This is a genomic window from Streptomyces sp. NPDC034086, from assembly GCF_055575515.1.
On sequence record NZ_JBVISM010000001.1, the window covers coordinates 208660 to 220824 of the forward strand.

Genomic DNA, 12165 nt, shown 5'->3' on the forward strand with positions numbered 1-12165 from the left:
CGCGTAGATCCGTACAAATGAAACGAATGGAGCATCCGAGGATGGCTCGACACCTGATCACCAGCGCGCTTCCCTACATCAACGGGATCAAGCACCTGGGCAACATGGTCGGGTCGATGCTTCCGGCGGATGTGTACTCCCGGTACCTCCGCCAGCGCGGCCACGACGTCCTGTACATCTGCGCCACCGACGAGCACGGCACCCCCGCCGAACTCGCCGCCAAGGAGGCCGGGATCTCGGTCGCCGAGTTCTGCGCGCAGGCGCATGACGCCCAGAAGGCGGTCTACGACGGCTTCGAGCTGTCCTTCGACTACTTCGGCCGCAGCTCCTCGCAGCAGAACGCCGAGATCACCCAGCACTTCGCGCGGCAGCTCCAGGCCAACGGCTTCATCGAGGAGCGCGCGATCCGGCAGGTGTACTCGCCCGCCGACGGCCGCTTCCTGCCGGACCGCTACGTCGAGGGCACCTGCCCGCACTGCGGCTACGACAAGGCGCGCGGCGACCAGTGCGAGAACTGCACCCGCGTGCTCGACCCCACCGACCTCATCGAGCCCCGCTCGGCCATCTCCGGCTCCACGGAGCTCGAGGTCCGCGAGACCAAGCACCTCTTCCTCCTCCAGTCCAAGCTCCAGCACGAGGTCGAGGCCTGGGTCGCGCGGCACGAGGACGAATGGCCGCAGCTGGCCTCCTCCATCGCCCGCAAGTGGCTGACCGAGGGCCTGCACGACCGCGCCATCACCCGCGACCTCGAGTGGGGCGTCCCGGTCCCGGCCGACACCTGGCCCGAGCTGGCCGCCGAGGGCAAGGTCTTCTACGTCTGGTTCGACGCGCCGATCGAGTACATCGCCTCCACCAAGGAGTGGGCCGACGCCGACCCGGCCGGCCGCGACTACAAGTCCTGGTGGTACGAGGCCGAGGACGTCCGCTACACCCAGTTCATGGCCAAGGACAACGTCCCGTTCCACACGGTGATGTTCCCCGCCACCGAACTCGGCACCCGCGAGCCGTGGAAGATGGTCGACTACGTCAAGGCCTTCAACTGGCTGACGTACTACGGCGGCAAGTTCTCCACCTCGCAGAAGCGCGGCGTCTTCACCGACCAGGCGCTGGACATCCTGCCCGCCGACTTCTGGCGCTACTTCCTCATCGCCAACGCCCCCGAGTCCGACGACTCGTCCTTCACGTGGGAGCACTTCGCCGCCACGGTCAACAAGGACCTCGGCGGCACCCTCGGCAACTTCGTCAACCGGGTCCTCACCTTCTCCCGGAAGAAGTTCGGCGACGAGGTCCCCGCGGGCAGCCCGGCCGGCGAGGCGGAGGCGAAGCTCGGCGAGCAGATCGCCGAGCTGCTGGCCGAGTACGAGGGCCACATGGAGACCCTCCAGTACCGCAAGGCCGCCGCCGCGCTGCGCGCCCTGTGGTCGGCCGGCAACGCGTACCTCGACGAGAAGGCCCCGTGGCTGGAGGTCAAGACCGACCTCGACGGCGCCGCGCTCACCCTGCGCACCGCGATGAACCTCATCCACCTCTACTCGGTGGTCTCTGAGCCGTTCATCCCGGCCTCCGCCCGCGCCATGCGCTCCTCCTTCGAGCTGGCCGGCGACACCGCGACCTGGGTGACCCCGGAGCGGGCCAGGGCGCTGGACGCGGTCCCGGCCGGGACGCCGTTCACCGTGCCGCCGGTGCTCTTCGCGCGGATCACCGAGGAGGACCTGGAGTCCTACCGCGAGCGCTTCGGCGGCGACCCGGAGGCCTGAGCGCCCCCGTGACCGTCCTGGAAGGGGCGCGGCCCGCCCGGGCCGCGCCCCTTCGGCGTCCCCGGCGTCCCCGGCGTCCCCGGCGGACGGCGGGGGCGGGGTAGGCAAAACCCCACCACGACGACTCCGCCTGGGTGTGCGGACCCGGAGGGGGCCGCGCCGCTGGAATGGGTCCATGACCCCTTCCCCCACCGCCCGGTGGACCGCCGGCTGGCTGCTCGCGGCCGCCTGGGCGCTGTCCTTCCCGCTGTTCTCCGCACTCGCCCCGCACCGGCTGTGGGGCTGGTGCGCGGCCGCCGGCTACCTCGCCGCCGCGGCCGCCACCGCCCTGGGCCGGCGCCGCGAGGCCCTCGCCGTCGCCCTGCTGGGCGCGGTGGCCGTGCCGCTGCTGTACCTGGTGCTCACCGGACAGGGGCAGTCCGAGGTCGGCGTGATCGAACGGTCCGCGCGGCGCCTCCTCGCGACCGGAAGGTTCTACGCGGACCGGCCCGCCGGGGTCGAGGAGTACACCCCGTACCTCCCCGGGACGGCGCTCCTCGGCATCCCGCGCGCCCTGCTCGGCGGCGACGGCGGCGGCTCCGGTTCCGGCGGGGGCGGGAGCTGGGCGGTACGGCTGCTGGGCGACGCCCGGCTCTGGTGCGCCGCCGCGCTCTTCTGCGGGATGCGGGCCGGCCGCCGCCTCCTGGGCACCGCCCCCTCCCCGCTGCTCGCGCCGCTGGTGGCCTCGCCGGTCGTGGCGCTCCCGCTGGCCGTGAGCGGCGTGGACCTGCCGCTGGCGGGGCTGTGCTGCCTGGCCCTCGCGGCGGCCGCGTCGGGCCGCCCGGCGGTCTCCGGGGTGGCCCTGGCCGGGGCGTGCGCCCTCAAGTGGACGGCGCTGCCCGCCGTGGCGGTGGTCCTGGCGCTCCTCGCGGTCCGGCGGGGCGGGCGGACGGCGGGGCGCTGCGCGCTGGTGACGCTGCTGGGCACGGCCGCCCTGGTGGGGCCGGGCCTGCTGCTCCAGCCGGCGGAGCTGTGGCGGCAGGTGTTCGCCTTCCCGACCGGCCGGGCCGAGGTGGCGACTCCGGCGAGCAGCCCCCTGCCGGGCCGCCTGCTCGCGGACCTCGGGCCGTGGGGCTGGTACCTGACGGTGGGCCTGCTGGTGCTGGCCGGGCTGGGGGTGGCGATGTCCCTGCTGGTGCGTCCGCCGCGCACCGTGGTGGCCGCGGCCGACCGGCTCGCGCTCGGGCTGACCCTGGCGTTCCTGCTGGCTCCGGCGAGCCGCTTCGGCTACCTGGCGCTGCCGCTGCTGCTGGTGGCCTGGGCGCGGTCGGCGGCCCCCGCGGGCCCGGCCGTCTCCCGTGTCGTGGCGCGCTCCCGGACCCGGCGGACGGCTCCGGCCGGCTGACCGGGGGCGGCCCAGGTCGGGCGGGACCACCGGGGCCCCGGGCCACCGGGGGAAGGGAAGGCCGGGGCGCGGTCAGCCGGTGGCGGCGTCCGGGGCGCGCAGGTGGGCCAGGACGGCCAGGACGCGGCGGTTGCCCTCCGTCGGGTCCAGGTCCAGCTTCGTGAAGATGTTGCCCGCGTGCTTGACGACGGAGGCCTCGGTGATGAACAGCCGCGCCGCCAGGGCCTGGTTGTTGAGCCCCTCCGCCATCAGCGCCAGCACTTCCCGCTCGCGCGGGGTGAGGCGGGCCAGCGGCTCGTTCGCCGGCCTCGGCGCGAGCAGGACGCGGACCACCTCGGGGTCGATGACCGTCTGGCCCTCGTGGACCCGCCGGAGCGCGTCGAGGAACTCGGTCACCTCCCCGACCCGTTCCTTGAGCAGGTAACCCAGCCCGGCCGCCGAGCCGCCGGTGAAGAGCTGGGTCGCGTAGGCCGTGGCCACGTACTGGGAGAGCACCAGCACCGGCAGGGACGGGTCCGCGGCACGCAGTTCCAGCGCGGCGCGCAGTCCCTCGTCGCGCAGCCCGGGAGGCATCCGCACGTCCGTGACGACCACGTCGGGCCGCTCGGCCGCGACGGCCCGCAGCAGGGCGGGGGCGTCGCCGACCGAGGCGAGGACCCGGTGGCCGCCCAGGGCCAGCAGTTCCGCCAGTCCCGCCCGCAGCAGGACGGAGTCCTCCGCCAGGATCACCCGGAGCACGGCACCTCCATCCTCAGTTCCGTCGGCCCGCCCACCGGACTGGACACCGTCAGCCTGCCCCGCAACATCGCCACCCTGTCCGCCAGACCCGCCAGGCCCGCCCCCGCGCCGGGATCGGCCCCGCCGCGGCCGTCGTCGGTGACGGTGAGGGTGAGCCGGCCGCCCTCGACCCTACCGGCGACGCCGACCCGCGAGGCCCCGCTGTGCTTGGCCGCGTTGGCGAGGGCCTCGGCGACGGTGAAGTACGCGGTCACCTCGACCGGTTCGGGCAGCCGGGGCAGCTCCAGGTCCACCCTGACCGGCACGGGATGCCGCAGCGCCACCTCCGCGACCGCCGCCGCCAGCCCGTGATCGGTGAGCACCTGCGGATGGATCCCCCGTACCAGGTCCCGCAGTTGCGCCAGGGCCAGCTTGGCCTCCTCGCGGCCCCGGCCCACGAGCGCCGCCGCCTCCGCGGCCTCCGGGTGCTCGCGCAGCCGCAGTTCGGCGAGGCCGAGCGTCATGCTGAGGGCCACCAGCTGCTGCTGGGCCCCGTCGTGCAGGTCCCGCTCGATGCGCCGGCGTTCGGCTTCGAAGGCCTCGACCAGCCGCACCCGCGACCGGGTCAGCTCCAGCACCCGGTCGTCGTCCCCGCGCGGCCCGAGCAGCAGCCGGGCGCACGCGACCTGCGCCCCGGCGACCAGCGCGCCCGCGTACGCGGCCAGCACCAGCCCGGCCAGCCCCACGGCCGTCCCGCCCAGCGCCTCCAGCGGGCCCGCCACCGCCTCGCCGGGTACCAGCATCACCGGCTCCGGGGCGAGGGCCCACACGATGACGGGGGCCGCCACCAGCAGCAGCGAGAACGCCACCAGCGCGAGCACCGCGAAGCCGGCCGCCCCGAAGGCCGGCCCGAGCAGGGCGGCGTACCCGAACTCCCGCCAGGTGGCGCGTTCGCGCAGCCGCGTGCGCAGCCAGGCGGCGGGACCGGCCCCGGCGAGCGAGGTGTGCGGGTCCGCCACCGGCTCCGGCTCCACCCACCGCAGCCGGTGCCGCTCCAGTTCCCCGAGCGGCACCGCACCCGCCAGGGCGGCGGCCAGCAGCACCAGCCCGATCCCGGCCACCGCCAGCAGCACCCCGAGCCCGACGAGCAGCACCAGGGCGAGCAGCACCCCGTACCCGAGCGGAGCCCCGCTGCCCAGGTACGCCCAGCACCGCCAGGGCCACCCCGATCCGAGGAACCGCCCGGGCCGCCGCATGACGCGCCACGCGGTGACGGGCTGGGCGGGGGAGGGCGTGGCGGTGGACATGCGGCAAGCCTAGGTGAGCCGGTCCCGTCCCTCACGTGCCGTCACGGTCCCTTTCCCGCCACGGACTCGCGGCGCCCGGGGGTCCGCCGGGCCGACGGGCCGACCGGCCGCCCGGGCAGCCCGCCCGGGCGGGGATCTCGACCTGTCCGGCGCGTGTCCGAAGCCCCGCCGTGATCGTTTCTTCAGCCGTAACCCTCATATCGGCTGCCGGATCGGGAGGACCGCGGTGACGGCTTGGCAGTACTTCGCCGGGGCGGGGCTGGTGGCCGCGCTCTGCCCGTTGCACGGCCACGTGGCGGTCGCGGGCGACGGCCACGGCCACGGGGCGCGGGTCGACGTGTGCGTGCCGGGCGGGCCGCCCAAGCCGCCCAAGACGCGGCCGCCCGCAGTGCCGCCGCCGCCCGTGGCGCGGCCCGGCAGCCCGTCGCCGGTGCCGCCGGCCGTACGGGTCACGGGGCCCGACGCCGTCCGGCCCACCGTGCGCCACCCCGGCCACGCGCCGGGGCTGCCGGGGGCGCCCGTGCCGGGGGCGGCGCCGGACGGGCCGGCGCCGCCGCCGGGAGCCGCGCCGGCCGCGGACGCGGCGCCCGAGCCGGCTCCGGCCGGTGCCTCCGCCCCGCCCGCGGCCCGGGCCGCCGCCGGGCAGACGCGGAGGTTCCAGGTGCGCCCGTACCACTCCGCGGCCCTGGAGCGGCGCGGCCCGGACGGACTGAGCACCATGATGCTGATGGTCGTCGTGACCACCCCGGCCGTGCTGGCGGCCGCCGCGCTGCGCCCCCGCTCCAAGGGCCGCAGCTGATGCCCGCGCCCCCGAGCGCCCGCGTCCCGCCCGCGCGTCCCCGCGCCCGCGCACCACGCATCCACTGACCCACCGAACGGGAGATCCCTCGTGTCCGAATGGCTGGTCCTGGCCATCGCCATGGCGCTCGTCTGCGCCCTCGTCCTCGCCATCACCGTGGTCCGGCACCGCCGGGTCGCGGACGACGAGGACACCAGCGAAACCCCCGACGTCATCGAGTACATGACGATGATGGTCGGCGTGGTCTACGCGATCGTCCTGGGCCTGGCCATCGCCGGTGTCTGGGAGGCGCGCGGCGCGGCCGAGGACAGCGTGCGCCGCGAGGCCCAGTCGCTGTACGAGGTCACCCAGCGCGCCGACGTCTACCCCGCGCCCGTCCGCGACCGGATCCGCGGCGAGGTGGACGCGTACGTCTCGCACACCGTCAGCGTGGACTGGCCGCGCCTGGTCTCCGGCCGGGACGCCTCGGCCGAGGGCGCGCAGCTGCTCGGCAGGCTGCGTACCGACGTCACCCACCAGAGCCCCGCCAACGAGCTGCAGGCCCAGGCCTACCAGCCGCTCCTGGACCACATCGCCGCCGCCGACGACGCCCGGCACTCGCGGACCCAGAGCGACGAGTCCACCCTGCCGGGGGTGGTGTGGTTCGGGCTGGTGGTCGGCGGCATCGTCACGATCGGGCTGATCTTCACCCTGCAGATCCGGCGTTCGGGGCGCGAGCTGCTGCTGGCCGGGCTGTTCAGCGCGCTGATCGTGTTCCTGCTGTTCATGGTGTGGAGCTTCGACGCGCCGTACGGGCGCGACGGGACCGACTCCGCCGAGCCCTTCCAGGAACTGTTCCCCGCCCTGTCGGTGACGGCCTCCCGCTGACCCACGCGACGGCGCCGGCGGGCGCGGTCAGGGCCGGTTCAGCCCCCCGCCGGGGCCGCCTGCCGCCGGACGGCGGCCACCAGCGGCGAGTGCCGCAGGGCGTGGGAGATCCGTACGAGGTCGCGCGGCCCGTCGGCCAGGAGCGGCACCCGCTCCTCGTCACCGTCCCCGCCGCCCTCCGGGGCGGCGGCGCTGGCCCGGACGGCCGCCACCACCATCGCCGCGTCCGCGACGGCGCGGGCCGTCTCCTCGTCCGCCCCGGCCGAGCGGGCCCGCTCGTAGGCGGTGTCGCGGTGGCGCCGGTCGAAGGAGGGGCCGAGCCGCAGGAACCCGTCGTGGATGTCGGACTCCCGCTGGATCACCCGGATCGAGGCCGGGGACCACCAGGACATCCGCACGCAGGGCGCGCCGCGGGGCGCGGTGCTGTGGACCTCGTGCCACAGCGCGCCGAGGTGCCGGTAGGTGCTCCAGGTGCGCCAGCTGTCCGACACGCGCTGGTACACCAGGGGCAGGACGAAGCCCACCGAGCTGACCAGGGCGGCGAAGGCGGCCAGCGGCGGGGCGAGGTAGGTGCTCAGGTCGTCCAGGTCGTGGCCCAGCCAGCGGGCGGCGACGGCGGACATCTTGGCGGCGTCGTAGGCCAGGCTGATGGTGTACCCCGCGACGATGATCACCAGACCGGCCCGGAGCCAGCCGCTGACCCGCAGCGACCAGCGCCAGCACATCGAGACCATCATCAGCACGGCGGCGTTGTGCGCCAGCAGGTAGGCGGCGATCATCAGCCGGATGTACGGGGTGTTCGCGTAGTAGGTGTCGAAGTCGCGCAGCCGCTCGACCGGGGCCTCACCGAGGGCGAACAGGACGACGATGGCCACCACGACCACGGCGTAGCCGGCGATCCAGCGCTGGGAGGTGCGCCGGATCTCCTGCCTCGCGCCGCCGCGCCAGTTGAAGACCAGGACGAGGCAGGAGGCGCTGAAGGCCGTCATCAGGCAGTAGACGAGCGGGGCGGAGAAGTTGGGGACGCCGGTCCAGCGGTTGACGGCCGCGATGGTGGGCGGGGCGGCGAAGGTGAACACCGCGCCGCCCAGGAGGAGCAGGACGAAGACGGACCGCAGCAGCGGATCGCGGCCGTTGCTGCGCAGCGCCGGCAGCTTGCACACGAGGGCCACCGCCATCGCGGCCGCCGGGATGTAGTAGTCCGGTCCGCTCAACGGTCGTTCCTGTGCCCCCGGTAGCCGAGAGAGGTCTCAATCCGGCCCGCCAGCTCGTCGCGGCGGGCCGGTGGCCGGGGGCCCGCCGACCCGGCCAGCCAGGTGCGGCAGCGGCTGCCCAGCAGGAGCCCGAAGCTCTCGGCCTCGGTCTCCTCCCGGACGTCGGCCCGGGTGCGGGCGGCGACGCTGCGGACCGTCTCGCCGAGGTCGGCGCCGTCGGTCAGCAGCCGGGCGGCGACGGCGGCCCCGTCGACGTGGTGGCTGCAGTGGCCGGCCTTCATGTGCCACAGCTCGTGGCCCAGGATCACCAGCTGGTGGTCGGGTGCCGTGCGCTCCTCGATGACCACCAGGTCGCGGTCCGCCATGTCGAGCCACAGACCGCTGGCGGTCCCCTGCGGGAACGCGGCCATCCGGAACTCCACCGGGCGGCCGCGGTGCCTGCTCATGCCCTCGCAGAGGGCGGCGTAGAGGTCCACCGGCTCCACGGGGGCGGCCAGCTTGATGCCGGACACCAGCTCCGCGCACAACCGCCGCTGCGCTCTGCCTATGCTCACCGTTCTCCCCGTCGGCGCGGATCCGGATCAGGACTCAAGGATCAGATCCAGACTTTCGACTGGGTCATGATTCGTTCGGTTTGACGCTTTCGAGAAGCATGTCCAGCCATTCGGTCACCTTGTCCCGGTGCTTGTCGCTGGGCAGTTGTGCGGCGCGCCAGGCGATGCCCCGCACACCGTGGTTCTGCAGGAGTCTTGCCAGCGGATCGCCGGTCGAAGCCGCCTCGGCCGGTACGGTCTGCCGCTCGCGCCCCGCGAAGTCCTGGAGCAGCTGCTGCTCGGTGCGTTGGAGGGCGTCCGTGAGGGCGTCGGCGTCATGGGCGGTGAGGAAGCCCGCGTGTACGCCGAAGAAGCGCTGGATGGCGTCGCAGTGCTCCATCGTGGGCCGCCGGTCGCCGTTGATCAGGGCGCCCGCCTGCTGCCGGGACATGCCGGCGCCGTCGGCGATCTCCTGCTGCGTGTAGCGGCGGCCGTTGGGTTTCACGCGGGTCCGCCGCAGCAGGTCCAGGCGCTGGAGGAAGCGCGCCTGCAGGTCGGGTTCGCCGGCCCGCCGGCCGTCGAGCAGGGTCCTGATCACATCCGCGGGAACCCCCGACGCCTCCGAGAGCCGGCGGAGGTCGAAGACCTGGTTCGGGTCGCGGCCCATTTTGTTCGCCAGTTCAGCGACCCGCGTGACGGTCGCTGCCAGGGGCGCGTTGGCCACCGCGACGGGAGCCGGGAAGCCGTCTGTCACCAGTGGTTCTCCTAGATCGCGCGAGGTCAGTGGGCACGTGTCGGCCTCAGGGAATCTATCCGGTTTGTTTTGGGAGAGCCAGAACTTGCCACAGCTGTGGCGGGAATGAGCTGTCGCTCGGCTGGAATTGCCACAATAGTTGACACTCGAATGAAGTCGGTAGCAGGATCGCCACACGGAAATGAAGATCCAGACCGTTGAGGAGGGGGAGCTCTCGGTGCCACATCTCGCAGCGGTGGGCCCGTCTGATGGCCTCGTCCGAGCCGGTGAGGAGCGCCTGGCGGGTGAGGAATCCGCCCGCGGCGCAGTGCGGTCGGAGCGGCGCAAGGAGATTTTGCGCCAGCGCCGCGAAGAACTGGGCCTGAGCCAGGAGGACGTCGCGTCGCGGCTGCACATCAGCGTGCGCGCGTACGGAAACTGGGAACGCGGGCTCGTCAAAGAGTGGACGGACCGCAAACTCCTCGCCCTGGCCGAGGCCTTGGAGATGAGCGAGCGGCAGTGCTTCTGGCTGTTCAGGGTCATGGTCGACCGCGATCCGCCGCCCACCTGGCGCGCGGCCGAGGAGAACCGGCTGCCCCAGGACCCGGCCCAGCGCGACTACCTCGTGGACTACGCGGCCCTCATGGAGGCCGTGCCCTACCCGAGCTTCCTGGTGGACCACCGGTGGGACGTGGCCCTCACCAATTCGGCCTTCGACCGGCTGTTCCAGTCGGTCCGCCCCCATCCCACGGCCCTGCCCGACGACAACTTCCTGCGCTTCGTGCTCTTCCACCCGGATGCCGCGGCCGTGCTGGAGGACCACGAACCGGCCTGGTGCGTACCGCTGCTGGCCCAGTTCGCCACCGCCCTGGCCGGGGCCCCGGACGACGAGGGGCTGCGGAGCATCCGTCAGGAGGTGGCCCGTGACCCGTTCATGGAGGCCGCCTACCGCTACGGGGTCCCGCACTGGCTGACCACCCACGGGGAGGGCGCCGCCGAACAGGACGGCGCGGTGCGGACGGTGCGCCATCCGGACCCGGGCTGGGGCCTGGTGCGGTGCCGGATGGTGGCGGAAACCAGCCGCATGCTGGAGGGGATGGGCCTGACCCGGATCACCCTGGTGCTCTCGGCCCCGCAGGGCCTGCCGGCCGGTCCGGTGCGCGGCGGAACGGGCTCTCCGCAGCAGCAGGGCGCGCGCCTGCGGGCCGTGCCGTCGCTCGGGGAATGACCCCGCGGGGGAGACTGGCCCCCTGAAGCGCGTGCCACGGCCCGTGCCGGGGCGGGGTCGGCGGCACCGAGCCGTACCGACCGCCTGGTTCGGTGTCCGTGCGGTGCCACGATCCGCGACATCGCGCGGATGCCGCGGACCGCGGCATGCCGGCGGCGTCGCCGGCGGCGTGGCACCGCCCGCGCCCGGAACGCCCGGGCCGTGGCCGCGGCCACGATGGCGGAAGGGCGGAACAGGGCATGCGGTTGACCATCCTCGGCGGGGGCGGATTCCGCGTCCCGCTGGTCTACGGGGCACTGCTGGGCGACCACGCCGAGGGCCGGGTGTCCCGCGTGACCCTCTACGACGAGGACCCCGCCCGGCTCGCCGCCATGGCCCGGGTCCTCGCGGACCAGGCCGCGGCCGCCGGGGTGGCGGACGCCCCGGCCGTCACCGCCACCGGTGACCTGGACGAGGCCCTGCGCGGAGCCGACTTCGTCTTCTCCGCCATCCGCGTCGGCGGCCTGGAGGGGCGCGCGGCGGACGAGCGGATCGCGCTGGCCGAGGGCGTGCTGGGCCAGGAGACGGTCGGCGCGGGGGGTATCGCGTACGGCCTGCGGACGGTGCCCGTGGCCCGCGAGATCGCGCGCCGGATCGCCCGTACCGCCCCCGGCGCCTGGGTCATCAACTTCACCAACCCCGCCGGAGTGGTCACCGAGGCCATGGCCGAGGAACTGGGCGACCGGGTCATCGGCATCTGCGACTCTCCCGTGGGCCTCGGCCGGCGGATCGCCCGGCTGCTCGGCGCCCGGCCCGGCGAGGCCTGGATCGACTACGTCGGCCTCAACCACCTGGGCTGGGTGCGCGGCCTGCGGATCGGCGGACGCGACGAACTGCCCCGGCTGCTGGCCGACACGCGGGCGCTGGAGTCCTTCGAGGAGGGACGGCTCTTCGGCGCCGACTGGCTGCGCTCGCTCGGCGCGGTCCCGAACGAGTACCTGCACTACTACTACTTCAACCGTGACACGGTTCGGGCCTACCAGGAGGCGAAGCAGACCCGCGGCGCCTTCCTGCGCGACCAGCAGCGCGCCTTCTACGCCGAGGCCGGCCGGCCGGGACGCCCCGCCGGGGCGGCGCTGGCCGCCTGGGACCGCACCCGGGCCGAGCGCGAGGCCACGTACATGGCGGAGAACCGCGAGGTGGCGGGCGTCGGGGAGCGCGAGGAGAGCGACCTGGAGTCCGGCGGCTACGAGAAGGTCGCCCTCGCGCTGATGCGGGCCATCGCCCGGGACGAGCGGGCCACCCTCATCCTCAACGTCCGCAACGGCGCCACCCTCTCCGTGCTCGACGCGCACGCGGTCGTCGAGGTGCCGTGCCTGGTCGACGCGAACGGCGCCCACCCGGTCTCCGTGGCGCCGCTGCCGCTGCACGCGGTGGGGCTGGTCACCTCGGTGAAGGCGGCGGAGCGGGCGGTGCTGGCCGCCGCTTCGAGCGGCTCGCGGGCCGACGCCGTGAAGGCATTCGCGCTGCACCCCCTGGTGGACTCGGTGACGGTGGCCCGGCGGCTGCTGGACGGGTACGCGGCGGAGCACCCGGGCCTGGCCTACCTGCGCTGACCTCCCTCCCCGGCCCCCCGGCCGCGGGGCC

Annotated in this window: 11 protein-coding genes; 6 read left to right on the forward strand and 5 right to left on the reverse strand. The window is 74.5% G+C overall.

From position 1 onward, the window contains the following. The first annotated feature begins 41 nt into the window (after positions 1-41). Together metG and ACZ514_RS00985 are read left to right on the forward strand one after the other, a co-directional pair. A complete protein-coding gene (gene metG / locus ACZ514_RS00980; RefSeq protein ID WP_468173040.1) occupies positions 42-1757 on the forward strand; it encodes a methionine--tRNA ligase in 1716 nt (571 codons plus the stop codon). 175 nt (positions 1758-1932) lie between these two features. Beyond that, positions 1933-3141, forward strand: a complete 1209-nt coding sequence (locus ACZ514_RS00985; protein ID WP_469123746.1) for a glycosyltransferase 87 family protein — start codon at positions 1933-1935, stop codon at positions 3139-3141. Between the two features lie 72 nt (positions 3142-3213). Here ACZ514_RS00985 and ACZ514_RS00990 read toward each other — a convergent pair whose 3' ends face one another. Both ACZ514_RS00990 and ACZ514_RS00995 read right to left on the reverse strand, forming a co-directional pair. Beyond that, the gene (locus ACZ514_RS00990) at positions 3214-3879 is read right to left on the reverse strand and encodes a response regulator transcription factor (protein ID WP_469123747.1); all 666 of its coding nucleotides are present in this window, start codon (positions 3877-3879) and stop codon (positions 3214-3216) included. After that, a complete protein-coding gene (locus tag ACZ514_RS00995; protein ID WP_468173046.1) occupies positions 3867-5165 on the reverse strand; it encodes a sensor histidine kinase in 1299 nt (432 codons plus the stop codon). Before ACZ514_RS00995 ends, ACZ514_RS00990 begins: the two co-directional genes overlap by 13 nt. Before the next feature lie 226 nt (positions 5166-5391). On the opposite strand from ACZ514_RS00995, the gene ACZ514_RS01000 reads away from it, so the two are divergent. Together ACZ514_RS01000 and ACZ514_RS01005 are read left to right on the forward strand one after the other, a co-directional pair. After that, positions 5392-5964 (forward strand): hypothetical protein, encoded by a 573-nt coding sequence (locus ACZ514_RS01000; protein WP_469123748.1) that lies wholly within the window; start codon positions 5392-5394, stop codon positions 5962-5964. Between the two features lie 90 nt (positions 5965-6054). After that, positions 6055-6831: a bestrophin-like domain gene (locus ACZ514_RS01005; RefSeq protein ID WP_468698083.1), complete on the forward strand. Its 777-nt coding sequence runs from the start codon at positions 6055-6057 to the stop codon at positions 6829-6831. A 38-nt stretch (positions 6832-6869) separates the two neighbouring features. Here ACZ514_RS01005 and ACZ514_RS01010 read toward each other — a convergent pair whose 3' ends face one another. The 3 genes from ACZ514_RS01010 to ACZ514_RS01020 form a co-directional block, all read right to left on the reverse strand. After that, positions 6870-8045 carry an MAB_1171c family putative transporter gene (locus ACZ514_RS01010; RefSeq protein ID WP_468173050.1) on the reverse strand — a complete coding sequence of 392 codons (1176 nt, stop codon included), beginning with the start codon at positions 8043-8045 and terminating at the stop codon, positions 6870-6872. Continuing rightward, positions 8042-8599, reverse strand: coding sequence for a toxin-antitoxin system, toxin component (locus ACZ514_RS01015; RefSeq protein WP_468173052.1), 558 nt, complete (start codon positions 8597-8599; stop codon positions 8042-8044). The genes ACZ514_RS01010 and ACZ514_RS01015 overlap by 4 nt, the downstream gene beginning before the upstream one ends. A 64-nt stretch (positions 8600-8663) precedes the next feature. Beyond that, entirely contained in the window at positions 8664-9332 is a 669-nt protein-coding gene (locus ACZ514_RS01020; protein ID WP_467886871.1) for a helix-turn-helix domain-containing protein, read from the reverse strand. A 334-nt stretch (positions 9333-9666) separates the two neighbouring features. Between ACZ514_RS01020 and ACZ514_RS01025 the strand changes: the two genes are divergently transcribed. Beyond that, positions 9667-10539 carry an MmyB family transcriptional regulator gene (locus ACZ514_RS01025; RefSeq protein WP_468173054.1) on the forward strand — a complete coding sequence of 291 codons (873 nt, stop codon included), beginning with the start codon at positions 9667-9669 and terminating at the stop codon, positions 10537-10539. A gap of 239 nt (positions 10540-10778) precedes the next feature. Then, positions 10779-12134, forward strand: a complete 1356-nt coding sequence (locus ACZ514_RS01030; protein WP_469123749.1) for a 6-phospho-beta-glucosidase — start codon at positions 10779-10781, stop codon at positions 12132-12134. Positions 12135-12165 lie beyond the last annotated feature (31 nt).

What these genes read in the sequence shown, in the direction of transcription:
- metG (WP_468173040.1), top strand. Translation starts at nt 42, where the DNA reads ATGGCTCGACACCTGATCACCAGCGCGCTTCCCTACATCAACGGGATC.
- ACZ514_RS00985 (WP_469123746.1), top strand. Translation starts at nt 1,933, where the DNA reads ATGACCCCTTCCCCCACCGCCCGGTGGACCGCCGGCTGGCTGCTCGCG.
- ACZ514_RS00995 (WP_468173046.1), bottom strand. Translation starts at nt 5,165, where the DNA reads ATGTCCACCGCCACGCCCTCCCCCGCCCAGCCCGTCACCGCGTGGCGC.
- ACZ514_RS01030 (WP_469123749.1), top strand. Translation starts at nt 10,779, where the DNA reads ATGCGGTTGACCATCCTCGGCGGGGGCGGATTCCGCGTCCCGCTGGTC.